Annotated in this window: 20 protein-coding genes; 6 read left to right on the forward strand and 14 right to left on the reverse strand. The window is 64.0% G+C overall.

The window, feature by feature from the left end:
- Positions 1-48: 48 nt before the first annotated feature.
- Positions 49-1,434: an aldehyde dehydrogenase family protein gene (locus tag CAG46_RS10885; RefSeq protein ID WP_085615616.1), complete on the forward strand. Its 1,386-nt coding sequence runs from the start codon at positions 49-51 to the stop codon at positions 1,432-1,434.
- Between the two features lie 149 nt (positions 1,435-1,583).
- Here CAG46_RS10885 and CAG46_RS10890 read toward each other — a convergent pair whose 3' ends face one another.
- The gene (locus tag CAG46_RS10890) at positions 1,584-3,494 is read right to left on the reverse strand and encodes an AAA family ATPase (protein WP_085615614.1); all 1,911 of its coding nucleotides are present in this window, start codon (positions 3,492-3,494) and stop codon (positions 1,584-1,586) included.
- 164 nt (positions 3,495-3,658) lie between these two features.
- Entirely contained in the window at positions 3,659-4,558 is a 900-nt protein-coding gene (locus CAG46_RS10895) for a helix-turn-helix domain-containing protein (protein ID WP_084785176.1), read from the reverse strand.
- Between the two features lie 183 nt (positions 4,559-4,741).
- Between CAG46_RS10895 and CAG46_RS10900 the strand changes: the two genes are divergently transcribed.
- The 3 genes from CAG46_RS10900 (at position 4,742) to CAG46_RS10910 (ending at position 8,637) form a co-directional block, all read left to right on the forward strand.
- Positions 4,742-6,100: a glutamine synthetase family protein gene (locus CAG46_RS10900; protein WP_025339022.1), complete on the forward strand. Its 1,359-nt coding sequence runs from the start codon at positions 4,742-4,744 to the stop codon at positions 6,098-6,100.
- Positions 6,101-6,239: 139 nt separating this feature from the next.
- Positions 6,240-7,328, forward strand: a complete 1,089-nt coding sequence (locus tag CAG46_RS10905) for a polyamine ABC transporter substrate-binding protein (protein ID WP_085615612.1) — start codon at positions 6,240-6,242, stop codon at positions 7,326-7,328.
- 13 nt (positions 7,329-7,341) lie between these two features.
- Positions 7,342-8,637: an FAD-binding oxidoreductase gene (locus CAG46_RS10910; RefSeq protein ID WP_085615610.1), complete on the forward strand. Its 1,296-nt coding sequence runs from the start codon at positions 7,342-7,344 to the stop codon at positions 8,635-8,637.
- 103 nt (positions 8,638-8,740) lie between these two features.
- Here the strand turns inward: CAG46_RS10910 and CAG46_RS10915 are convergent, their stop codons facing one another.
- Together CAG46_RS10915 and CAG46_RS10920 are read right to left on the reverse strand one after the other, a co-directional pair.
- Positions 8,741-9,046, reverse strand: a complete 306-nt coding sequence (locus tag CAG46_RS10915; protein ID WP_085615608.1) for a DNA-binding transcriptional regulator — start codon at positions 9,044-9,046, stop codon at positions 8,741-8,743.
- Complete coding sequence (locus CAG46_RS10920) at positions 9,027-9,410, reverse strand: type II toxin-antitoxin system RelE/ParE family toxin (RefSeq protein WP_085615606.1); 384 nt, start codon at positions 9,408-9,410, stop codon at positions 9,027-9,029. The genes CAG46_RS10915 and CAG46_RS10920 overlap by 20 nt, the downstream gene beginning before the upstream one ends.
- A 211-nt stretch (positions 9,411-9,621) precedes the next feature.
- Here CAG46_RS10920 and CAG46_RS10925 point away from each other — a divergent pair, with 211 nt between their 5' ends.
- Entirely contained in the window at positions 9,622-10,299 is a 678-nt protein-coding gene (locus tag CAG46_RS10925) for a DUF3313 domain-containing protein (RefSeq protein WP_025339019.1), read from the forward strand.
- A gap of 140 nt (positions 10,300-10,439) precedes the next feature.
- Here CAG46_RS10925 and CAG46_RS10930 read toward each other — a convergent pair whose 3' ends face one another.
- Complete coding sequence (locus CAG46_RS10930) at positions 10,440-11,816, reverse strand: L-serine ammonia-lyase (RefSeq protein ID WP_085615604.1); 1,377 nt, start codon at positions 11,814-11,816, stop codon at positions 10,440-10,442.
- Positions 11,817-11,962: 146 nt separating this feature from the next.
- On the opposite strand from CAG46_RS10930, the gene CAG46_RS10935 reads away from it, so the two are divergent.
- The gene (locus CAG46_RS10935) at positions 11,963-12,904 is read left to right on the forward strand and encodes a LysR substrate-binding domain-containing protein (RefSeq protein ID WP_075046970.1); all 942 of its coding nucleotides are present in this window, start codon (positions 11,963-11,965) and stop codon (positions 12,902-12,904) included.
- Between the two features lie 181 nt (positions 12,905-13,085).
- On the opposite strand, the gene CAG46_RS10940 is transcribed toward CAG46_RS10935, so the two are convergent.
- The 9 genes from CAG46_RS10940 to CAG46_RS10980 form a co-directional block, all read right to left on the reverse strand.
- Positions 13,086-14,507: an undecaprenyl-phosphate glucose phosphotransferase gene (locus tag CAG46_RS10940; protein WP_085615602.1), complete on the reverse strand. Its 1,422-nt coding sequence runs from the start codon at positions 14,505-14,507 to the stop codon at positions 13,086-13,088.
- 157 nt (positions 14,508-14,664) lie between these two features.
- The gene (locus tag CAG46_RS10945) at positions 14,665-15,417 is read right to left on the reverse strand and encodes a WecB/TagA/CpsF family glycosyltransferase (RefSeq protein WP_085615600.1); all 753 of its coding nucleotides are present in this window, start codon (positions 15,415-15,417) and stop codon (positions 14,665-14,667) included.
- A complete protein-coding gene (locus tag CAG46_RS10950) occupies positions 15,417-16,604 on the reverse strand; it encodes a glycosyltransferase family 2 protein (protein ID WP_085615598.1) in 1,188 nt (395 codons plus the stop codon). The genes CAG46_RS10945 and CAG46_RS10950 overlap by 1 nt, the downstream gene beginning before the upstream one ends.
- Entirely contained in the window at positions 16,601-17,803 is a 1,203-nt protein-coding gene (locus CAG46_RS10955; RefSeq protein ID WP_085615596.1) for a glycosyltransferase, read from the reverse strand. The genes CAG46_RS10950 and CAG46_RS10955 overlap by 4 nt, the downstream gene beginning before the upstream one ends.
- 60 nt (positions 17,804-17,863) lie before the next feature.
- The gene (locus CAG46_RS10960; RefSeq protein ID WP_025339012.1) at positions 17,864-18,868 is read right to left on the reverse strand and encodes a VirK/YbjX family protein; all 1,005 of its coding nucleotides are present in this window, start codon (positions 18,866-18,868) and stop codon (positions 17,864-17,866) included.
- 70 nt (positions 18,869-18,938) lie between these two features.
- Positions 18,939-19,916 carry a glycosyltransferase family 2 protein gene (locus CAG46_RS10965; RefSeq protein ID WP_085615594.1) on the reverse strand — a complete coding sequence of 326 codons (978 nt, stop codon included), beginning with the start codon at positions 19,914-19,916 and terminating at the stop codon, positions 18,939-18,941.
- A gap of 5 nt (positions 19,917-19,921) precedes the next feature.
- Positions 19,922-20,446 carry a serine O-acetyltransferase gene (locus CAG46_RS10970; protein ID WP_025339010.1) on the reverse strand — a complete coding sequence of 175 codons (525 nt, stop codon included), beginning with the start codon at positions 20,444-20,446 and terminating at the stop codon, positions 19,922-19,924.
- 8 nt (positions 20,447-20,454) lie between these two features.
- Positions 20,455-21,411: a glycosyltransferase family 2 protein gene (locus CAG46_RS10975; RefSeq protein ID WP_085615592.1), complete on the reverse strand. Its 957-nt coding sequence runs from the start codon at positions 21,409-21,411 to the stop codon at positions 20,455-20,457.
- A 55-nt stretch (positions 21,412-21,466) separates the two neighbouring features.
- The gene (locus CAG46_RS10980) at positions 21,467-22,933 is read right to left on the reverse strand and encodes an FAD-dependent oxidoreductase (protein WP_085615590.1); all 1,467 of its coding nucleotides are present in this window, start codon (positions 22,931-22,933) and stop codon (positions 21,467-21,469) included.
- Positions 22,934-23,050 lie beyond the last annotated feature (117 nt).

A 23,050-nucleotide genomic window follows, 5' to 3' on the forward strand; every position in this document is an offset into this window, starting at 1 on the left:
GCCCACTAGTCTGGCGTCACGGTTCAACAACAACGAGAGTGTCCCGCCATGAGCGCGATCAGCAGCCTGACCCACGCCATCTCCCTCGACCCGTACAGCGGCGAGCAGATCGGCGCCTACCCGTTCGACACCGACGCCGCACTGGAAGCGGCGCTGCAACGCGCCAAGGTTGGCTACCGCCAGTGGCGCCAGGTGTCGCTGGGTCAGCGCAGCGAATACCTGCTTGCCCTGGCCAGCACCCTCGAAACCAAGGCCGAAGCCTTCGCGCAAATGATCAGCCGCGAAATCGGCAAGCCTGTCGTCCAGGCCCGTGGTGAAGTCAGCAAGTGCGTCGGCCTGTGCCGCTGGTACGCCGAACATGGCCCGGCCATGCTCGCCGCCGAGCCGACCCAGGTCGAGAAAGCCCGCATCGAGTACCGCCCGCTGGGCCCGATCCTGGCCGTGATGCCATGGAACTTCCCGGTCTGGCAGGTACTGCGCGGCGCCGTGCCGGCGATCCTGGCCGGCAACACCTACGTACTCAAGCACGCGCCGAACGTGATGGGCAGCGCCTACCTGCTGGGCGAGCTGTTCAAGGATGCCGGCCTGCCGGAAGGCGTGTTCGAAGTGCTGAACGTGACCCCGGACGGCGTCACCCGCGCCATCAACGACCCACGCATCGCCGCCGTGACCCTGACCGGCAGTGTGCGTGCCGGCATGGCGATTGGTGCGCAAGCCGGCGCCGCGCTGAAGAAGTGCGTGCTGGAGCTGGGCGGTTCCGACCCGTTCATCGTGCTGGCCGACGCCGACCTGGATGCCGCCGTGAAAGCAGCCGTGATCGGCCGTTACCAGAACACCGGCCAGGTCTGCGCTGCGGCCAAGCGCCTGATCGTCGAGGAAAGCATCGTTGACGAATTCACCCGCAAGTTCGTCGAGGCCACTCGCGAGCTGAAGGTCGGCAACCCGCTGGAAGAAGATACCTACATCGGCCCGATGGCCCGTTACGACCTGCGCGACGAGCTGGATGGCCAGGTCCAGGCGACCATCGCCGAAGGCGCCACCCTGCTGCTGGGCGGCCACAAGGTCGATGGCGTTGCCAACTTCTACGCGCCGACCGTGTTCGCCAACGTCACCCCGCAGATGACTGCGTTCAAGCAGGAGCTGTTCGGGCCGGTGGCGGCGATCATCAGCGCACGTGATACGGAGCATGCGGTGGAGCTGGCCAACGACAGCGAGTTCGGCCTGGCCTCGACCATCTACACCGCCGACTACGCGCTGGCCGAGCGCATGACCGCGGCGCTGGATACCGGCGGCGTGTTCATCAACGGCTATTGCGCTTCCGACCCCCGCGTGGCGTTTGGCGGGGTGAAGAAGAGCGGCTTCGGGCGTGAGCTGTCGCACTTTGGTGTGCGTGAGTTCACCAATGCCCAGACGGTGTGGCTGGACCGTAACTGATTCGATGCTTAGGGGCCGCATTGCGGCCCTGTGGGAGCGGGTTTACCCGCGAATCAGGCGACACGGTGCCAGGCACCGGCTACGCCGGTGTTCGCGGGTGAACCCGCTCCCACAAGGACTTTGAAGGGCCGCAATGCGGCCCCAGGGCCTCAATCCCGAACCTGGTCCTTGACCCAGTCCAGCATCCCCCCCGGCACGATCAGTTCATGCCGCGCCCGCGAACAGGCGGTGTACAACCCCGCCAGCATCCGCGCCCGTTCATTGCGGTTCCCCGCCACCTGCGGCGCTACCATCAGCTCCGGCGACACCATCACCCGGGCGAACTCCATGTTCTTCACATCCCGCACCCGCCCCAGGAACAGCTTGGGCGCCTTGTCCCAACGGTAACGGCTCTTGGCCCTGGCAAAGTGCTCTGGCGTGTAGCCCTTGCGCAGCATGTTGGCCACGGCGACGAACGCCTTGTCATCACCCTTGTCCTGCTCCAGCGCCTGCCAGCTGGCATAGCGGAACAGCATCGGGTGACGCGGCCGGGTGCCATGGCGGTACAGCTCGATGCAGTCTTCGACGAACAGCTCGAAGTCCTTGCGCGCGCTTTTCAGCAGCACGAACGGCACGCCCTGGTGGGTCAGGCGCTGGAACCAGCCAAACAGGCCCCATTCATCGTCGACGATCAACGCCGTGGGCTGTTCCGGCACCGTCACCGCATCGAAGAAGCTGACCCGCGTGTAATGCTCGGCGCTGCCGCTGAAGGCTGCCTGGATCGCCGCCGGGTGGGCCTGGATCAGCGGGTTGAGCACGTTGTCCATAGCCGGGCCGGCCCGCAGCGAGTGGTCGATGTAACGCTGGCGGATGAAGCCGCCATGGTGCGCGCTGAGGCCGTTGAGGTTCTGCAGCTCGTCACCCAGGGCAATGATCGACTGCGGGCTGCGGTCGAGCACGGCAAGCATCGGTGCCGACAGCTCGTGGGCCTCGTCGACGATGACATGGGTGTAGCGGCTGTCGATCACTTGACCAGTCAGCGACAGCAGTTTGACCCGGTGGTAGTCGCGCACCGGCAACTGGATTTCCCGTGCCGACGGGCGAATCAGCTCCTGCCAGTACAGCCGTGCCTTTTCCAGCAACACTTCCTGGTCCAGTGGCGTGGTCCCCGGCCCGGCCCAGGGCAGGTGGTGCAACTGCAGCTGGGTGTCGGCGCTGTGGCAGAACGTGCGCACCGCGCGGATGCACAAGGCAACCACATCGCGCGCGGCGAGCGGGCCGATGTCGGGGATGGCCAGCCAACGTACCACCTGCGCATCCTGCGGGCGCCACGACAGCTTGGTGCGATACGGGTCGCGCAGGCGCCAGCCGTTGCTGGTGAGGTCGCGGTTGAGCAGCTCGTCGGCCAGCTGGCCGAAGGTCAGTGCGGTGTAGGCGGCGGCATCCTTGACCCGCGCCTGCAGCGCGCGCAGCTGGCCTTCGGTCAAGGCCAGCAACAGCGTGCGCTGCGGCTCGAGCAGGCGCGCGAACTGGTGAATCAGGAAGGTCTTGCCGGTGCCGGCAAAGCCCTGTACCGCCACCGACTCATCGATACCACTGAGGAATTCGCGCAGCAGGCGGTTCTGTTGGTCGCTGAGCATCAGGTCGCTGGCCAGTGACGGCAGGTACACCGGGTGCAGCGGAGTCGCCCGCTGGCGGTAGCTGTCGGCGAACTGGAAGTTCCACCGGCCCTCGGCGTCCAGCAACTCGTCGGCCTGGTACTCCACCTCGGTCGACAGCAGTGCGATACCGTTTTCGCCCAGCATGCCCAGGCCCATGGCGAAGGCTTCGCGATCGAAGTGCTGCGCCACCTGGCCCTGGAAGCGCCCCGGCGCGGCGCTTTCGACCTCGTTGGCGATGCGCACTATTTCGGCAAAGCGGCGTTCCTGCGCATCCGCCGAGGCGGTGGCGGGCTGGCGCGGCAGGTTCTGCACGAACAGCACGGCGGCGGCGTCGAGGACGCTGGCGGTGGTGAAGAAGTCGGTGGTGGGCTCGCTGGCGAGGCGGTCGGCCTGGTCGCTGGGCAAAGGCAGGTAGAACATCGGCACCTCGGGTGGAATCAGGGCGGCACGATAGCAATTTTCGCTGTGGAATGCTGGGTTGTGTATTGCCTGGGCCGGCCTCTTCGCGGGTGAACCCGCTCCCACAGGGACCTCACAACGCCTGGCACTGAGGTGCTCCTGTGGGAGCAGCTACACCACCAGATTCAGCCCCTGCCCCGCTTCAAGGTCTCGCTGGGAAACTCCTTGAACAACTGCCGGTAACTCTCTGAAAACCTTCCCAAATGCCAGAACGACCAACGCATCGCAACCTCGGCCACCGTCACTTCACCGCCATGCAGCAGATCGCGCCGCGCACCGTTCAGCCGGCGCAGGCGCAACCAGTGCGCCGGCGGCATGCCGGTAAACGCCTTGAAGGCTTGCTGCAACTGACGCAGGGAAACCCCGGCAACATCCGCCAGCTCCACCAGGTTCAGCGTCTCCTCCGGGCAGTCAGCCGCCCACTCGCTCACCCGGCGCATGATCGCCCGTTCCTCGTCACGCCGGCCCAACGCCACGCCCTGCAGGCGCTGGCAGGCGTTGTCGAGGATGAACAGGCAGTCTTCCAGCAGTTGCTCCGCCAGGGCCTGCCCCTGCAGCGGGCAATCCGCCTGGCCCAGACGGGTCAGCGTCGCGCTCAGCCAGCTGCCGAACAGCGCGTTCTGGCCGCTGCCCAGCGGCACCATGAACAACCCTTCCAGGCGCTGCGGGTCCAGCCCATGGCGGGCCAGGAAGGCCTGGTCGAACACGACCGCCACTTCCTGGTAATTCTCCGGGGTGATCCAGATGTTGCGGCTCTGTTCGTTCAGCAGGTACAGGCTGTTCTCGCTGCGGTCGAAGCAGAACGCCAGCGAACCGCTGGGTGCGCGGAAAAACTGCTCCACCCGGGTGTTCAGCCGCTCCTCGTATACCTCCACCCCGTCCAGCCCCAGGCAACGCAGCTCTCCGCTGAAATGCCCGGGCGACATCTGCCGGTACTGCTGCTGCCAGCCAGGGGTGGCACGTACTTGTTCGGTCACGTCGGTGGTGTGGAAAGCCTGGACTTGCAGGGCATTGGCGGTTGTCACGCTCGGTCCTAGTTGCACTCTTTTGGTGCATTCATTGCCGGAGAAAGTGGATAGATCAGCCATGCGGGCTGCGACCAAGATAGTCTCCAGCGCGTCACCTGGGAAGCGGGACGCCTTCGAAACCGTAGAACGGTTTACGCTGGCACGCCTGCTCCCACACTAAAACCCAACCAAGAGGTCTGTATGAACGCCCCCTTCGATCAGCTGTCCACCTGGCTGAAAGAACACCGGATCACCGAAGTCGAATGCGTGATCAGCGACCTGACCGGCATCGCCCGCGGCAAGATCGCGCCCACCGCCAAGTTTCTCCACGAGCGTGGCATGCGCCTGCCCGAAAGCGTGCTGCTGCAGACGGTCACCGGCGACTACGTTGACGATGACATCTACTACAACCTGCTCGATGCCGCCGACATCGACATGGTCTGCCGCCCAGACCCGAGCGCCGTGTACCAGATCCCGTGGGCGATCGAGCCGACCGCGATCGTGATCCACGACACCTTCGACAAGCAAGGCAACCCCATCGAGCTGTCGCCGCGCAACGTGCTGAAGAAAGTGCTCAAGCTGTATGCCGACAAAGGCTGGCAGCCGATCGTGGCACCGGAGATGGAGTTCTACCTGACCCAGCGCTGCGAAGACCCAGACCTGCCACTGCAAGTGCCGCTGGGGCGTTCCGGCCGTGCCGAAAGCGGCCGCCAGTCGTTCTCGATCGATGCCGCCAACGAATTCGACCCGCTGTTCGAAGACGTCTACGACTGGTGCGAGATCCAGGGCCTGGACCTGGACACGCTGATCCATGAAGACGGCCCGGCGCAGATGGAGATCAACTTCCGCCACGGCGACGCCCTGGACCTGGCCGACCAGATCACCGTGTTCAAGCGCACCATGCGTGAAGCCGCGCTCAAGCACAACGTGGCCGCCACCTTCATGGCCAAGCCGATCACCGACGAGCCCGGCAGTGCCATGCACCTGCACCAGAGCGTGGTCGACATCGCCACCGGCAAGCCGATCTTCGCCAATGAAGACGGCAGCATGAGCCAGCTGTTCCTGTACCACATCGGCGGTTTGCAGAAGTACATCCCCAAGCTGCTGCCGATGTTTGCGCCCAACGTCAACTCGTTCCGCCGCTTCCTGCCGGACACCTCGGCACCGGTGAACGTCGAGTGGGGTGAAGAAAACCGCACCGCCGGCCTGCGCGTGCCCACCTCCAGCCCCGAGGCGATGCGCGTGGAAAACCGCCTGCCGGGCGCCGATGCCAACCCGTACCTGGCCATCGCCGCCAGCCTGCTGTGCGGCTACCTGGGCATGGTCGAGCGCATCGAGCCCAGCGCCCCGGTGCAGGGCCGTGCCTACGAGCGGCGCAACCTGCGCCTGCCGATCACCATCGAGGACGCCCTGCAGCACATGGAAGACTGCGAGACCGTGCAGCAGTACCTGGGCAAGCAGTTCGTCCAGGGTTACGTGGCGGTCAAGCGCGCCGAGCACGAGAACTACAAGCGCGTGATCAGCTCGTGGGAGCGTGAATTCCTGATGCTGAGCGTCTGACATTTTCGCGGTACCTGTGGGAGCGGGTTTACCCGCGAATGCTGTGGTGCATTCAACGACGTATTCGCGGGTAAACCCGCTCCCACAGGGCACGAGCCCCTGCACCGAACGCCAAGAACAAGACCAACGAGGTGTCCCCATGCGTCATCTGCAAACCCTGATCCCCACAGCATTCACCCTGCTGTTCGCCACCACCACCCAGGCCACTCCCTCGGTCAGCGTGTACAACTGGACCGACTACATCGGCGACACCACCGTGGCCGACTTCCAGGCCAGCAGCGGGATCAAGGTGGTCTATGACGTGTTCGACTCCAACGAAACCCTGGAAGGCAAGCTGCTGGCCGGGCGCACCGGCTATGACGTGGTGGTGCCATCCAACCACTTCCTCGCACGCCAGGCCCAGGCCGGTGCCTTCCTGCCGCTGGACCGCAGCAAGCTGCCCAACTGGCAGCACCTGGACCCCAAGCTGCTCAAGCAGCTTGAACAGAACGACCCGGGCAACCAGTACGCCGTACCCTATCTGTGGGGTACCAACGGCATCGGCTACAACATCGACAAGGTCAAGGCGGCCCTGGGCGTCGACCATATCGATTCATGGGCGGTGCTGTTCGAGCCCGAGAATCTGAAAAAGCTCAAGCAGTGCGGCGTGGCGTTCATGGACTCGCCCGACGAACTGTTCCCGGCCGTGCTCAACTATCTGGGCATGGACCCGCGCAGCGAAAAACCGGCCGACTACGCCAAGGCGGAAGCCCGCCTGCTCGAACTGCGCCCCTACATCACCTACTTCCACTCCTCCAAGTACGTTTCCGACCTGGCCAATGGCGATGTCTGCGTGGCCTTCGGCTACTCCGGCGACGTGTTCCAGGCCGCCAACCGCGCCGTGGAGGCGAAAAACGGCGTGAAAGTCGCCTACAGCATTCCCAAGGAAGGCAGCAACCTGTGGTTCGACCTGCTGGCCATCCCCAAGGACGCCAACAACCCCGAACAGGCCCTGGCGTTCATCAACTACCTGCTCGATCCCAAGGTGATCGCCAAGGTCAGCGCCACGGTCGGATATGCCAACGCCAACCCCGATGCCCAGGCCTACATGGACGCGTCGCTGGTGAAAAACCCCGAGATCTACCCACCCCAGGACGTGCTGGACAAGCTGTACATCTCCAGCACGCCGAGCCCGAAGATCATGCGTGTCATGACCCGCTCCTGGAGCAAGATCAAGTCCAACCGCTGAGTCGAGAACGCCCATGTCTTTCACTACCCAACACACCGCTTCGTACTATGCCGCCACGGCACGCGATGCAGCGCCCTATCCCAGCCTGGACGGCGAACTGACCGCCGATGTGTGCGTGGTCGGCGGCGGGTTGACCGGGGTCAATACCGCCCTGGAACTGGCCGAACGCGGGCTCTCGGTGGTGCTGCTTGAAGGCCGGCGCATCGGCTGGGGCGCCAGCGGCCGCAACGGCGGCCAGTTGATTCGCGGCATCGGCCATGACGTCAGCGGCTTTGCCCGGCATGTCGGCCAGGACGGCGTGCACTACCTGAAACAGGCCGGCATCGATTCGGTAGCGCTGGTGGCCAGCCGCATCGCCCAGTACGGCATTGCCTGCGACCTGCGCTGGGGCTTCTGCGAACTGGCCAATACCCCAGCGCAGTTCGCCGCATTCAAGGACGAACAGGACGACCTGGCCGCACTCGGTTATCGCCCTGAAACCCGCCTGGTCAGTGCCGACCAGCTGCATGAAATCGTCGCCAGCAAGCAGTATGCCGGCGGCCTGGTGGACATGGGCTCGGGCCACCTGCACCCGCTTGACCTGGTCCAGGGCGAAGCCCGCGCCGCCCGCGGCCTGGGCGTACGCATCTTCGAGCAGAGCCCGGTGCTGCGCATCGAGCACGGCCCCCGCGTGACCCTGCACACAGCCCGTGGCAAGGTGCGGGCAAGCAGCCTGGTGCTAGGCTGCAACGCCCACCTCGATGAACTGGAACCACGCCTGAGCGGCAAGGTGCTGCCGGCCGGCAGCTACGTGGTGGCTACCGAGCCATTGCCCGAGTCACTGGCCAGCAGCCTGATCCCGCAGAACATGGCGCTGTGCGACCAGAAAGTAGGCCTGGACTACTACCGCCTGACGGCAGACCGGCGCCTGCTGTTCGGCGGCGCCTGCCACTATTCCGGCCGCGACCCCAAGGACATCGCCGCCTACATGCGGCCCAAGGTGCTGAAGGTGTTCCCGCAGCTGGCCAACGTGCGTATCGACTACCAGTGGGGCGGCATGATCGGCATCACCGCCAACCGCTTCCCCCAGGTCGGGCGCCTCAGCCAGCACCCCAACGTTTACTACGCCCAGGGCTATTCCGGGCATGGGCTGAACGTGACGCACTGGACGGCGAAACTGCTGGCCGAAAGCATCGCCCTCGGCCACAGCCAGGGGTTGGACGTGTTCAGCGCCGTGCCACACCTGACCTTCCCCGGCGGCAAGGCACTGCGCTCGCCGCTGCTGGCGCTGGGGATGTTGTGGTATCGACTGCGGGAGGTGCTGGGTTGACGTGGCAGCGGGCTTGCCTGCGAATCGGAAGTTAAAGAATTTTTTTCAAAAATTGCCGTAATTCACTGTTTTTAAAGGACTTTCAAAAAACCACACAAAGGACTCAAAGAAGAACCTGTAACCCTTTGTTTCTAATGATATTCAGCAGCTTCAAAGCCGGTCCCGATGGGCGTGTCTCGCCCTGCTCCCATTTGCGCACTGTCGATGCGCTCGTGTGCAAATGCATCGCAAAGACCGGCTGGCTGAAGTTGAGTGCCTCGCGCAAACGGCGTATGTCCAATGCGCTGAAATCTCGCACCGGTGCAGGGCATAGCGCTTCGTAATCCCGAAGCGTGACCTTGCCGATCGCTCCGGCCTCGTGCAGAGCGACAAGGTCCTCGCGTAACGATTCAATCAGTTTGCTGCTCACAACATACCTCCATCAGCACACCCGCCTGCAACGCCCGGCAGAGCGCTAGCGGTGATAAATCCAGAAAGACTTTGCCAGCGAATCGCAGCGCTTTCTGTTCCTCCAAGGTGATATTTGCCTTGTCACTTTTGGCAAAGCCATGCAGGAAAACACATCGATTGCCGATGCGGGCGGAAAGAAGGGTTCGATAACCGCCGCGCTTTCCCGCACCATGCGCTGCCACGCGTTTTTTGAACAACTCACCACCCAGGCTCGCATCGACCAGGCCCCTGCACATCTCGTCCACTGCTTTACACAGCACTTCGTCGCTGAGCCTGTGAGCGGCTTGCCAACGCGCGAAATCCTTGCGCTTGAAAATTTCCATCACCGGACCCCAACCATACCCTTAACGGGCATAGTTTTCCAAGGGCGGCAGAAACTGAAAAGCCAGCGAGGTCCCAAGACACTGTAGGAATTTGCGCGCCTGGGAACATTACCGCAGCCAATTCCCACTACAGATTGAACCAGCCCACTGGCCAACTGTCGCGCACCTGCTAGCGTTGTTCTGGCCGACCTATCATGGATGCATCTTCATCATGAAATCATTGCCCCGCATTACCCTGTTGTGCGCCGCACTGCTTACCATGGCCGCCTGCTCCAGCAATCGCGTGGACCCAAAGGACTACTCCGGCTTCCTCAAGGATTACAGCCGGCTGCAGGAAACCAAGAGCCCGTCGGGTGACCCGGTGATGCGCTGGATCGACCCCAAGGTCAATGTCAACCAGTACAGCCAGGTGTTCATCGAGCCCAGCCAGTTCTACCCCAGGCCGCAGCCGACGGCGGTCATCTCGGCGCAGACGCTGCAGGAAATCACCCGCTACTTCAACGAAGCGCTGCGCCGTGAAATGGGCAGCGTGGTACCGCTGGCCAAGGGCCCCGGCCCGGGCGTGATCGTGGTGCGCCCGGCCATTACTGCGGTGTCCACCAGCAACGAGGGCCTCAAGCCCTATGAGGTCATCCCTATCGCGCTGATTTCAGCCGGTGTGAACACCGCCATGGGCGGCCGTGACCAGGAGGTTGATGTCGGCGTGGAGGCTGCGTTCCTCGATGGTGCCAGCCAGAAAGTGCTGGCCCAGGTCGTGCGCAAGGGCACGGGGCAGGATCTGGAGAACAAGACCACGCAGCTGACCCTGAATGACGTCAAGCCGGTGCTGGATGGCTGGGCCAAGGACATGCGTGCGAGCTTCCTGGAAGCGAAGCAGAAAGCCCGCTAAAGCCTCACTGGTCCATGTAGGAGCGGCCTTGTGTCGCGAAGGGGCGCGGAGCGGCCCCAGATCCACGTATTCAAGGTGAAATCGCTGGGGCTGCTTCGCAGCCCTTTCGCGACACAAGGCCGCTCCTACAGTTGACCGCGTCAGCATTCGACGAAGGCAACGGCCAGGCCGCCGCGCGAAGTCTCCTTGTAGTTGGCATGCATGTCCGCCCCGGTATCACGCATGGTGCGGATCACCCGGTCGAGCGAGATGAAGTGCTCGCCATCCCCCCGCAACGCCATCTGCACGGCGTTGATCGCTTTCACCGCAGCAATCGCGTTGCGCTCGATGCACGGCACCTGCACCAGGCCGCCAACCGGGTCGCAGGTCAGCCCAAGGTTGTGTTCCAGGGCAATCTCGGCGGCATTTTCCAATTGCGGCGGCGTAGCGCCCAGCACCTGGGCCAGGCCGGCAGCGGCCATCGAACAGGCCGAGCCCACCTCGCCCTGGCAACCAACCTCGGCTCCGGAAATCGACGCGTTCTTCTTGCACAGGATGCCAACCGCCGCTGCCGCCAGCAGGAAGTCCACCACGTCCGCGTCGCACGCGCCCGGGTTGAACTTCATGTAGTAGTGCAGCACCGCCGGGATGATGCCAGCCGCACCATTGGTAGGCGCCGTGACCATGCGCCCGCCGGCGGCGTTCTCTTCATTCACCGCCAGGGCGAACAGGTTGACCCATTCCATGGCGCTGAGGGTGGAACCGATCACGTTGGGCTTGCCCAGTTCCTGCAGGCTGCGATGCAGCCGCGCCGCGCGGCGCTTGACGTGCAACCCGCCCGGCAGGATGCCTTCGTTGCGCAGGCCGTTGTCGACGCATTCACGCATGGCGTCCCAGATCCGCAGCAGGCCCTCGCGTACCTCGGCCTCCGGGCGCCAGGCACATTCGTTGGCCATCATCAACTGCGCCACGCTCAAGCCATGGGCCTTGCACAAGGCCAGCAACTGCGCGGCACTGTCGAACTCGTACGGCAGCACCACCGCATTCGCTTCGACTGCTGGCGCATCGATCTCGGCTTGCTCGACGATAAAGCCACCGCCCACCGAATAGTAGGTCTGGCGCAACAGGCTGCCCTGCCCGTCCATGGCTTCCAGGCTCATGGCATTGGGGTGGTACGGCAGGTTCTCGTCGAGCAGCAGCATGTCGCGGCTGTACTCGAATTCCAGCGGGTGGCTGCCATCGAGCATCAGGCAGTGCTCCTGCATCACCTGGCCAATGCGCGACTCGATGGTGGCCGGGTCGATACGGTCCGGCCACTGCCCCATCAGGCCGAGCAGGCAGGCGCGATCGGTGGCGTGACCAACCCCGGTGGCCGACAGCGACCCGTACAGCCGCACCTCGACACGGCTTGCCCGGGCCAGCAGCCCCTGTTCGCGCAGGGCCTGGGCAAAGGTAGCCGCCGCCCGCATCGGGCCGACGGTGTGGGAACTGGACGGCCCGATGCCGATTTTGAAAAGGTCGAAAACACTGATAGCCATGCTAATGCCTGACCGTGCCCGGGTATGAAGCCGCAGCACGGTTATCTGGAGAAATTGAGCGGTATTGCGATTTTGCGCGATACTGCCGCGCTGGCTCATGGATGACCAACGAAACTTCCTAAGCAAGGCTTTAGTGGTACTAAACGATGCGACGACAACTCAATGGCCAGACATTCGTCTGGCTACACGTGTTCGCCTGTGCGGCCCGGCACTTGTCCTTCACCCGCTGTGCCGAAGAGCTGCACATCACCCCGGGCGCCGTCAGCCAACAGATGCGCCAGCTGGAGGAACGCCTGGGCTATCGACTGTTCCTGCGCCGGGCGCGCGGTGTGGAACTGAGCGCCGAAGGGCAACGCCTGGCGCAGACGGTGACCGAAGCCTACGGCAGCATCGAAGCGGAACTGCTGCGCCTGGACGCGGGGGAAATCCGCGGCACCTTGCGCCTGCGCTCGATCCCGTCGTTCCTGGCCAAATGGCTCACGCCTCGCCTGCCGCGCTTTCAGCAACGCTACCCGGACATCGAGCTGCGCCTGGTGGCCGAAGACAGTGCCCAGGCGTTGACCCCGGGCGATTTCGACCTGGCCATCGACCTGAACGATGGCAGCTACCCCGGCATGCTCTCGACGCCGCTGCTGGACGAGCAGATCTTCCCCGTGTGCTCCCCCACCTTGCTGCGCGGGCGCCCGCCGCTGCACGGGCCGGCAGACCTGGCGCACTACCCGCTGCTGCACGACATCACGGCCTGGCGCGGCAGTTCGGAATATGCCGAATGGGAGTTCTACCTGGAGGGCATCGGCGCCGCCGGCCTGGATGTGCGGCGCGGGCATACCTTCAACCGCAACCACCTGACCATCGAGGCGGCGATTGCCGGCATTGGCGTGGCGATTGCCCGGCGCACGCTGCTCAACGACGAACTGGAGCGCGGGGCGCTGATCGTGCCGTTCGGGGTGCCGATCGCCAACCACAAGCGCTATGTGGTGCATTACCCGCCGGGCGGGCTGAACCAGCCGGGGGCGCGGGCGGTGCATGACTGGCTGGTGGAGGAAGCGCGGGGGTTCAGGGAGTTGCACCCGCTGAACAAGGACTAGGCTAGCCAAGAGCGCTTGCACACTGTCATGGAATTGCGAATGACTCATTGAATTAGCAGGGGCCCTGTGGGAGCGGCTTTAGCCGCGAACACCGGCGCAGCCGGTGCCATGCACCGCGTTGGGTTCTTCGCGGGTAAACCCGCTCCCACAGGGTGCGCAGAGCGCTTGCGAGATCTGCGCGTCAGTAGGCCTGCTTGCCGGTAAACGCATTCAACGTGCGCACCAGAATCACGAAATCCAGCCACAGCGACCAGTTGTTGATGTACTCGATGTCCGAGTCCACCCGCTGGATCATCTGCTCGATATCCCTGGTCTCGCCCCTGAACCCACGCACCTGCGCCAGTCCGGTCATGCCAGGTTTGATATTGTGGCGGGCAAAGTAGTCGACGATGTCCTGCGAATACAGCGTGTCATGCTGCAAGGCATGCGGCCGTGGCCCTACGAGCGACATCTCCCCGGTCAGCACATTGAACAACTGCGGCAGTTCATCCAGGCTGGTGCGGCGGATGAAGGCGCCGACCCGGGTCAGCCGCGGGTCATTCTTCTGCGCCTGCCTGACCACGCCCTCTTCCGGCTGATGGACATGCATGCTCCTGAACTTCCAGATGCGGAACGCTTCCCCGGTCCAGCCGGTGCGTTCCTGGCGGAAGAACACCGGGCCGCGGCTATCGAGCTTGATGGCCAGCGCAACGGCCAGCAACACCGGCGATGCCAGTAGCAGGATCAGCGCCGCCAACACCCTGTCCTCGAGGTTCTTCAGGAACAGGCTCATGCCCGTCAGCGGTGTTTCCGACAAGGTCAGCACGGGAATGCCGGCAATTTCCCGCACGCTGTGGTTGATCAGGCGCAACGAGAAGATATCCGGCACCCAGTTCACCGCAATGCACTTGTCGAGCAACTTGAAATACACATCATTGATGACCTCGGAACCACCCAGTGGAGTCACCAGGTACACCGTGCGGATGCCGTAACGGGCCACGACATCGTCGAGCTCGGCAACATGCCCAAGCACTGGCATGCGCTGCTTGCCGTCGGCGCTTTCGCGCCCCGGCTCATCGGCGCTGTCGATCAGCACGCAGCCCAGCACACGCTCGCCGAACCAGGGGTTGTTGCTGATTTTCTGGTACAGGAAGTTGGCCAGGTCACCGGCGCCAATGATCAGGGCGTTGTCCAGGCGGGCATGGGCGGTGAAGCGCTTTTGCAATTCGCGCACGGCAAAGTGCAGGAACAACTGGGCGATGTAGCCAATGATGAACAACTGCACCACCAGCAGCCGCGAATAGGTTTCGCTCTGCTTGGCCAGGAAAGCCATGACCACCAGGAAGCAAAAGGTTGCCGACCAGGCCTTGAACAGCCGGAAAGCCTTGATGGAAAGGCCAACGTTGGTACGGTAGATCGCATAATGATCGTAGATGACTGCCAGGGCGCCAACCAGCAACAGCAGCATGATCACGTAATCGGAGGTGATGTAGCCAAACTGGTCGTAGATCAGGTACCAGGCAATACCGGTTACTGCAATCCCATCGAGGCCGGCCTGAATGGCGTTACTTACGCTGCTTCTTCTCTGCAGCAAGGAACGACTGCTTCTGGGCTCGAGAACCATTTCAGACCTCATCAATTTGCGCGCAGCAAGTGCCTTCCACAAACCAGCAAGACTTGACAACGGCTCATGCAAAGCCCGTGAAGCGAAATCCTGCAGCCCCAACCCATTGATCTCACTGTAGCAGCCACCCGCCATCAGTGTGCGCGGATTGTGCCGCTCATACGGGGTGTCTGGCCGCCCCTCCGTCGCGGCGGTACAGCAAGGTACGCAGCAGGAACAACGGGTTACCCACCACATAACGCATGAACAAACGCTTCGGCTCGCGCAACAGTCGGTACAGCCACTCCCCGCCCAACCGCCGCAACCACTCAGGCGCCCGGCTGACCTTGCCGCCGAGAAAATCCAGGATCGCGCCGCCGCACACGATCAGGCACGGCCCGCCAGTTGCAGCCAGCCTTGCCGCCACAACCTCCTGCCTGGGCATGCCCATGCCCAGCACGATCAGCTCCGGTTGTTGCTCCCTGGCCAGTTGCAGGTAGGTATCGACGCTGGCAAAGCCATCGTGGACCGACACTGGCACCACCCCGAACATGGCTGCGCTGCGCTGCACGGCCTGGTCCAGGTAAGGTTGCCGGGTGCCCCAGAACGCGACCCGCCGCCCACGGTAGGCGGCCAGGAGCCGAGGAATGAAGTCGGTGCCATTCATGTTGAGCCCCGGTTCAAGCCCCAGCCGGCGATAAAGGATCGCCATGCCGGAACCGTCGCGCAGCAGCACGTCGGCCGCCGACAATGCCTGGTGGCAGGCGCCATCGCGCACCACCAGGTTCATTGCATGGGCATTGACGAAGCCCAGCACTGTCGCGGCTTCCGGGGCGCTCAGCCTGTCCAGCAGGCGCTGCGCGGCAGTGGTATCCACCACCACTTCCAGCTTGCCGACAAGGGTGTTCCAACGTTTCTGCCATTCAGCCATCAGTCTTCATCCCGTTTCGAACGTACCCATTCAACCTGGCGCTTGACCAGGAACCCCAGATACAAGGGGACCTTCCTTGCGGCGTAAAACGGCGCGTACAGCAGCACGGAAAACGGGATCAGTTCGCGACAGAAGCGCGCCCAGGCCAGTGCGACGGCAAGGCCGAGCAATGCCAGCGCGCAAAGGGCGATCCAGGCAGGTGCCGCCAGGCCGAACAGCAGGTACGCCAGCCAGGCCACCAGGTTGAGCCCGAGCAGGCTCAGCACCAGCAACGCCAGGGGCGGCACCAGCAGGTCCAGGGTCATGGCCAGCAAGCTGCCGTTACGCTGGGTGACTGCGGCCAGCGCACGCCTGGGCGCATCGGCCAGCATCAGGCTCAGGTGCCCATGCTCCCAGCGGGTGCGCTGGCTACCCAAGCCTTGCTGGCTGGCAGGGAACTGGCTACTGACCACGGCCTCGGGGCAGAACACTGGCGGCTTGCCCTGCTGGCACAGGTCCAGGCCCAGTTTCACATCCTCCACCAGATGCCCGTTGGCCAGGTCGATCAAGGCCAGGTCACGCCAGCCGAACGCCATGCCGGCGCCCATCAACTGGCAAGGCAGGCCCAGCCGTGCCCAACCACGCGGGCGCACCAGGTTCTTGACCCGCCAGGCGAACTCGGCAACCTGCACTGCCAGCCCGGCCCCTGCCGATGCGTGCATCAGGTACAGCGCCTGCACCGGGCGAGCGACCTCGCGGTAGCGCCGCGCCAGGTGCTCGATCGCCCCCTCATCCACCTGGCAGTCGGCATCCACCACGATCACCACCTCGGGCGGCTGGCTGGCCAGGTGGCGCACGCCAACGTCCAGGGCGTAGCCCTTGCCGCGCAACCGCGCATCGCGGCGCTCCACCACTTCGGCACCGGCCTCACGCGCCAGTTGCGCGGTGTCGTCAGTGCAGTTGTCCGCCACCACCAGCAAGCGGTCGCCAGGCCGCAACTGCGGGGCAATGCTTGCCAGCGTGGCACGAATCATCGAGGCCTCGTCATGGGCTGGCACCAGCACTGCCACCTGCGGACGAGCGTTGTTGCCCAACGGCTGCGCGCGCGCGGGCAGGCAAGCCATCAGCACCTGCACCAACAGCAGCAGCACCGGCAACAGGGCGATGGCCGCCAGCGTGCCCAGTAACCAAGCCAATACACTCATCATGCGGATGCCTTGAAATAGCTGGCCAGCCTGGCCGCTTCGGTATCGATGTCATGCCGTTGCAGCACACGCTGCCGGGCTGCCTCGCCCATGCGCTGCAGCGCTTCGGCAGGTTGCGCCAGGCAGTCGGCCATGGCCGCCGCCAGCTCGTCCACGGCGCCGGCAGGGAACAACCAGCCGTTCTCGCCCGGCCGCACCAGCTCGGGAATACCTGCCACATAGGTGGTCAGTACTGGCCGGCGCAAGGCCATGGCTTCCATGATCACCACCGGCAACCCCTCGGCAAAGCTGGGCAGCACCAGCGCACGCGCCGCAAGGATTTCCTCGCGCACCTGTGCGCTGCTGATCCAGCCAGTGATGCGCACCTGCTGCTGCAAGTCATGCCGGGCAATCAACGCCTCGATCTGCCCACGCATTTCACCGTCGCCGGCCAGCACCAGCTCGAAGGCGATCGACCGGGCGGCCAGTACCCGCGCGGCCTCGAGCAACAGCAACTGGCCTTTCTGTTCGCACAGGCGGCCGACGCACACCAGGCGTGGCGCCGTGGGCACGCCGACCGGCGCCACCTCATGGAAGCTGCGCTCGAGGCCGCAATGCACCACCTTCACCTTGGCCCAGTGGTCGTGTGCCACCCAGCGAAACAACTGGCTGCGCCCGTACGAGCTGACCGCCGCGACAAATGCGGCACGCCGCACCTTCTCGCCCATGTGCAGGAACTGCGGTTTGTCGAACTCTTCCGGCCCGTGCACGGTAAAGCTGTAGGCTGGCCCGCCCAGCACGTTGGCCAGCATCACCACCTCGGTGGAGTTGGTGCCGAAATGCGCATGCACATGTTTTGCCTCGCCAGCCTGCAACCACTGCAGTACCTGGCAGGCCTCGGCCAGGTAGACCAGGTGGTAGGGCCAGGCACGGTCGGCCCGCAGGCCAAGGCGCATGGCCAGCCAAAGCGCCTGGAAGAACCGGCGCGGCTGTGCGCGCAGCACTTGCCAGGACGGTGCCAGCAAGCCCTTGATGCCACGTTGCAGCACATAGCGGGTCCTGGCCTGTTCGCTCGAGTCCTCGGCATCCTGCAACTCGGCGTCCCACCCGCGCAGGGCAATACGCTGCACCTCAACCCCCTGGCGCTCCAGCGCCAGGATCTCGCGGCGGATGAAACTGTGGCTGACCTTCGGGTACTGGTTTATGAAATAAGCAATGCGCATAGGAATCCAGATCAAGACCCGCGTAATGAACCTTCAGGCCTGCCGTGGCAGGGCCGGCCGTTACTTCAGGCTGTCGATTACCGGCGGCCGGCGCCCCGCCGATGCCACCTCGTCAGGTGCATCCTCCTGTTTCCCTTGTAGTCCAAGGTTGTGACCGCTGCCTGGCAACGTGGCCTGCAAGCGGGTGAAAACATCGTCGAGCAACGCCTGGCGGCGGCGGTACATCGCCCGTTTCTTCGCCGGGATGTCCTGTTCCGCCCGCTGTACCGCGGCCAGCGGGAGGGCGAAGAAATCCGCATGGTTCGACGCAGTAGCGCCGTGCTCCAGCCAGATCACGTCATAATTGGCCGCCAGGTCCTGGCCTTTGTCGTTGCCAAAATACGCGTGCCGATGGTGGCGGCAGGCGTCACTGACGGCATACAGGTGCGCCACGCCCAGGGTCCTGGCCAGGCACTTCAATGCCTCGAGCAGCAGGCTGCGTGGGCGCAACCCTTCGAAGTCCTTGGTCAGGTCGCGGTAGATGGCCAATGAGGTTTCGCTGTCGACACCCTTGTGGATGCCCTGCACGGCACCGATGAACAGGCAAAGCTCGCCCTGGCTGCGACACAGGCTGAACGCCAGGGAGGCCACGCGCAGGTCGCCCTGGAACAGGTTCAATACCAACTCGCCTTCGCGCTTGAACCAGATCGGCCGGTCCAGCACCAGGCGGCAGCCCGGCGAATGGCTGGACAGCTCGCACAGCGTCAGGCTTTCGTCCCGCCCCAGCAGCAACAGCGCCGGAAACTGCCCGGCCAGCACTTCGAAGTGCGAAGCCAGCACCTCCAGGCGCTGCGGGGCTTCCCAGCATTTGCTGAGGTAAGGCCACTGCACGACACCGATGCAATCCACCCCCAGCCGCTGCAAACCCTGCGGGCCCAGCGTCGCCGTCATGCGCTGCAGGAACGCATTCAGCTCAGGCCATTGCCTGGCAATCTGCAGCGTCAACTTGCGCTTGTTGTTCAGCGCCCGCAACGAGTAGCCCGGTTGCAAGGTAAACACGCTTTTCACGATCATGCCGAGCATCATGGGCCTCTTTCTCATAGAACTGCACATAACTTATTGAATTAGCAGGGGCCCTGTGGGAGCGGACTCCTTGTCACTTGTACTCGATCAACGTCGATTTGCCGGCCGCGATGCGGTGGCGCAAGAACTTCAGTTGCCCGAGCATTTCCGGGAACTTGCCCAATACCAGAAACACCGCCTGTAGCCAGTTCTCCCGCACCGACTTGCCGCCACGGCGGGCCAGGCGTACGGCCTGCAGCGGGTAGACCAGCAGCAACAGCAGGCTCCAGCCGCCCAGCAGCAGGCAGGCCAGCACGGTCACCACGGGGATGCCCAGGCCCCACAGCCAGGCCCGGCGCGATTCGCGAAGCCAGTGCCGCTCGGGCGGCTGACCATGCAGGTAGGCCCCTTCGGCATAGGCGTGGCCAGCGCGCAGGCTACGCCGCCACCATTGGCTGAAACGGGTCATGGCGGCGTCGTGCAGGGTCATCTCGGCGTCAAGGCGCCAGACTTTCCAACCCTTTGCCCGCAGGCGCACGCACAGTTCGGGCTCTTCTCCGGCGATCAACTCGGGGCGAAAGCCGCCGACCGCGGCAAAGGCATCTACCCGCATCAGGGCATCGCCACCGCAGGCCTTGGCCTCGCCGATGGGGGTGTCCCACTCCAGGTCGCACAACAGGTTGTACACCGACCGCTGCGGGAAGCGCTCGCGTCGGCGGCCACACACCACTGCCACGTCGGGATGGTCGTCGAGAAACGCCTGCGCCGCGGGCAGCCAGCCGCTATCCACCTCGCAATCACCATCGACGAACTGCACCAGTTGCATCGACGGCAGCCGCCGCTGCAAGGCGAAAAAGCCTTCGTTACGGGCGCGTGCGGCAGTAAACGGGGTACCCAGGTCCAGCGCCAGTACCTCTACCCCCAGGCTGCGGGCCAAGTGCAGTGAACCATCGGTGGAGCCCGAATCGACGTACATGACCTTGTCCGCCCCCTGCTGCAGCGAAATCAGGCAACGTTCCAGGCGCTGGCCTTCGTTGCGGCCAATCACCACCACACCGACCCCGCTCGCCATGGGCCTCACTCGACGGGCGCCGTGGCGGCCGGTTGCCTGGCCTTGATGATGGCCGGCACCCCCACCGCCAGCGAGTTGTCCGGCACATCCACCAGCACAACGGCATTGGCACCGATGATCACGTCGTTGCCGATACGGATGCTACCCAGCACCTTGGCCCCGGTGCCGATATCGACGTTGTTGCCGAACACCGGTGCAATCGGCTCGTTGACGTTCTTCAGGCCCACCACCACCCCATTGCGGATGCGGCAGTCATCGCCAAAGCGGGCATAGCCGCTGATGACGATGCCGCCGAAATGGTCGATGACGAAGTTGCGGCCGATTACCACTTCGCACGGCAACTCCACACCCGTGATGATCTGCACGAACTTGAACAGGACCTTGTAGATGAGCGAAAACAGCTTGCGCAGCAGTGCCGGGCGCACCCCATAGCGCCAGCGGCCGAAGCGGTACACCAGCAGTACCCAGAAGCCCTGGGCGCCCCAGTCGCCACCATGGGCACGCAGGTCGGCACGTATATTCTCGAACATGGCTCCACCTACCTTGTCGGTTGGCTGGCGTACCGGGTCTTGAACAACAGAGACCAGGTCGCCCGGCAGTGACGCCAGCAGGCCTGTATCGCGCCCCGGCCGCGTCGTTTCAACAGCGCCTTGAGTGCCAGCACCAGGTCGCCCAAGGTGACCAGCAGCATGTGCAGGGCCAGGCCCGCCAGCCCGTGATGTTTGCGAAAGTACAGCAGCTCGCTTTCGATCTGGTATGACGAAATCTGCCGGCTGGCCGCCTCAAGTTCGGCCACCGATCTGGAGCTTTCCCCACCGATGTGCACCACCGTGGTATGCGGGTAGAACACCACCTTCCAGCCGGCCGCCTTCACCCGCTTGCAGTGGTCGACCTCTTCGTAATAAAGAAAGTAGCGCGGGTCGAACAGGCCCACCTGGTCGAGCACTTCGCGGCGCACCAGGTAGAAGCAGCCAGGCAGCCAGTCGCACTCGCGGACCGAGGCGTGGTCCCAGTTCATTTCGTCGACCATCTTCAGGCCGGGGAACAAGCGCCCCAGCCCGGTACGCCCGACGAACACGTTGAGCGGTGTGGGGAAGTAGCGGCAACTGGGCTGCAGGTCGCCGTCGCGGCCCTCCAGGCGCACCCCCAACACCCCGCACTCCGGGTGGGCTTCCATGTAGTCGAGGGTTTTCTGCAGGGAATCGGCGGCGACGAAGGCGTCGGTGTTCAGCAGCAAGGCGTACTTGCCCTTCAGATGCTCCAGCAGCTGGTTGTTGGCCCGGCCGAACCCCACGTTCTGCCTGTTGCTCAGCAGCAGTGCCTGCGGGCACACCTCGGCCATGCGCTGCAGCGAGTCATCGACCGAGGCATTGTCCACCACCAGGTAGCTGGCCAGCCGTTCGCTGTCGGCCCGGCGCAGCGCATCGAACATCGGCTGCAGCAGCCCGGCCGTGTTGAAGTTGACCACCATGACGTCCACAGGTTTGCTAGCCATTGTTGCCATCCCTCGAAGAAGTCCCCGCGCCTTTGCAGCATCAGCACAACATTCGTCACACCACGGCTTCCCTGGCCGCGCTCATCCTGGCATCGAGGTGGTCGGCCAGGCGTACCGCAAACTGCAGCAGCGGCATGGTCGGGTTGGAGGCACCGCCCGTGGCAAAGATGCTGCTGCCGGCGATGTAAAGGTTTTCGGTACCGAACACCCTGCAGTTGGTATCGACAACACCGAACTGCGCCGACGACGCCATGCGCGTGGTACCCATGTGGTGGGCATGTGGCGACAGCTTCAGCGGTATCGAGGTGTCATAAACGAAGTCATTGAGCTTGATGAAGCCCAGGTTCATGTCCGCCCACTGCTTGGCCAGTTCACTGCCAATGCACTTGATGGTGTGCCGGTCATCAGCGCTCAGGGCCCAGTTGACATTGACCTTGGCCACGCCCAGTGCGTCCTTCTCGTCCAGCAGCGAAATGCGGCTGCGCAGGTTGGGGAACTGCTCGATCATGGTGCTGATGACACCGTCACCGGGGCAACTGAACTTGGTCACGAAGGCGATCTTGCCGGCTACCCCCATGTCGCAGGCCAGATTCTCCAGAAAATGCTTCACCTCGGCAGTACGACCATAGGTTTGCACATCGGCCAGCAAGGCAGCCCTGACATTGCCTTTACCTGCCTTGTATTCGTCAACGAAGGCATCGGTGGTGTAGTACTCGCGCGGCTCGGGGGCCAGCCCGGACTTGAGGATGAAGGAGCCAAGGTCAATGTTCAGATGCTCCATGAAACACCGGCCGACCAGCCCGTCCTTGCTCACGACCCCCGCCGCCAGCAACGACTCGCTGTTGAGCAGTTGCCGGGCGTTCTCGATGGCACCGGTGGCCAGCACGAAGTTTCTCGCAACCAGGCGCTGGCGATTGCACGCGTAATCGGACAGTACGACTGCGGCCAGGTGGCCGGAGGCCTGGTCGAACTCCAGGTTCACGCAATTGCAGTTGGTGAACACGTCCAGGCCTTGGGTCTGTTCCAGGGCTGTGGCGTACTTTTGCGCAAAACGCGTGGGCGGGCTGAGCAGAAAGCGGTCTGGCTCGAATTCTCCGCCGTCGAGGCCAGCATTCAACGCGTGAAAATCCGACCCGGGCGGCAGGTCGACGATATCCATTGCAACAGGCAGGTAGCCTGCTATCTCCGAATAGGGAATGGGCCAGCCAGGCAGGTCGCCAATAGGGGGAACGGCGAAGTCCGAGGGGCTGAACGGCCGGCAACGGCCGGCCCAATGGTTGGATGTGCCGCCCAGGTAACGCAGGCGAGCCTCCCCGGCGTACAGCTCCAGGCCAGTGGATGCACAGGCGTACAAAGCTTGCGAGTTCGCCGAATATTCACGCCCGCCACCCTCGGCAAGCAGTACGCTCCAGCCCGCGGCGGCCAGGCGCAGGCCCAAGGTGATGCCCGCGGGGCCGGCACCGATGATGCAGACATCGTAACTGTCGCGCAGGGCCTTCTGCTGTTGATAATCCTTGATCATGGGTGTTCGTTCCGGAAGTAGCGAGACGGCAATACCCAGCCGTTGATCACCACGAACCCGGGCCTGCCGGCAGGTTGGCTGGCAGCGGCTGGCGTAGCAGCGAACACCAAACCACCA

Origin of the sequence: Pseudomonas sp. B23(2017) (assembly GCF_002113725.1) — a bacterium.
GTDB classification, from domain to species: domain Bacteria; phylum Pseudomonadota; class Gammaproteobacteria; order Pseudomonadales; family Pseudomonadaceae; genus Aquipseudomonas; species Aquipseudomonas putida_Z.

Excerpts from the sequence above, each read along its gene's own strand:
- CAG46_RS10930 (WP_085615604.1), bottom strand. The coding sequence starts at position 11,816 with ATGGCTATCAGTGTTTTCGACCTTTTCAAAATCGGCATCGGGCCGTCC.
- CAG46_RS10970 (WP_025339010.1), bottom strand. The coding sequence starts at position 20,446 with ATGTTCGAGAATATACGTGCCGACCTGCGTGCCCATGGTGGCGACTGG.
- CAG46_RS10905 (WP_085615612.1), top strand. The coding sequence starts at position 6,240 with ATGCGTCATCTGCAAACCCTGATCCCCACAGCATTCACCCTGCTGTTC.
- CAG46_RS10940 (WP_085615602.1), bottom strand. The coding sequence starts at position 14,507 with ATGGTTCTCGAGCCCAGAAGCAGTCGTTCCTTGCTGCAGAGAAGAAGC.
- CAG46_RS10980 (WP_085615590.1), bottom strand. The coding sequence starts at position 22,933 with ATGATCAAGGATTATCAACAGCAGAAGGCCCTGCGCGACAGTTACGAT.
- CAG46_RS10950 (WP_085615598.1), bottom strand. The coding sequence starts at position 16,604 with ATGATGAGTGTATTGGCTTGGTTACTGGGCACGCTGGCGGCCATCGCC.
- CAG46_RS10945 (WP_085615600.1), bottom strand. The coding sequence starts at position 15,417 with ATGGCTGAATGGCAGAAACGTTGGAACACCCTTGTCGGCAAGCTGGAA.
- CAG46_RS10885 (WP_085615616.1), top strand. The coding sequence starts at position 49 with ATGAGCGCGATCAGCAGCCTGACCCACGCCATCTCCCTCGACCCGTAC.
- CAG46_RS10975 (WP_085615592.1), bottom strand. The coding sequence starts at position 21,411 with ATGGCTAGCAAACCTGTGGACGTCATGGTGGTCAACTTCAACACGGCC.
- CAG46_RS10920 (WP_085615606.1), bottom strand. The coding sequence starts at position 9,410 with ATGGAAATTTTCAAGCGCAAGGATTTCGCGCGTTGGCAAGCCGCTCAC.
- CAG46_RS10890 (WP_085615614.1), bottom strand. The coding sequence starts at position 3,494 with ATGTTCTACCTGCCTTTGCCCAGCGACCAGGCCGACCGCCTCGCCAGC.
- CAG46_RS10900 (WP_025339022.1), top strand. The coding sequence starts at position 4,742 with ATGAACGCCCCCTTCGATCAGCTGTCCACCTGGCTGAAAGAACACCGG.
- CAG46_RS10910 (WP_085615610.1), top strand. The coding sequence starts at position 7,342 with ATGTCTTTCACTACCCAACACACCGCTTCGTACTATGCCGCCACGGCA.
- CAG46_RS10935 (WP_075046970.1), top strand. The coding sequence starts at position 11,963 with ATGCGACGACAACTCAATGGCCAGACATTCGTCTGGCTACACGTGTTC.
- CAG46_RS10965 (WP_085615594.1), bottom strand. The coding sequence starts at position 19,916 with ATGGCGAGCGGGGTCGGTGTGGTGGTGATTGGCCGCAACGAAGGCCAG.
- CAG46_RS10925 (WP_025339019.1), top strand. The coding sequence starts at position 9,622 with ATGAAATCATTGCCCCGCATTACCCTGTTGTGCGCCGCACTGCTTACC.
- CAG46_RS10960 (WP_025339012.1), bottom strand. The coding sequence starts at position 18,868 with ATGATGCTCGGCATGATCGTGAAAAGCGTGTTTACCTTGCAACCGGGC.
- CAG46_RS10955 (WP_085615596.1), bottom strand. The coding sequence starts at position 17,803 with ATGCGCATTGCTTATTTCATAAACCAGTACCCGAAGGTCAGCCACAGT.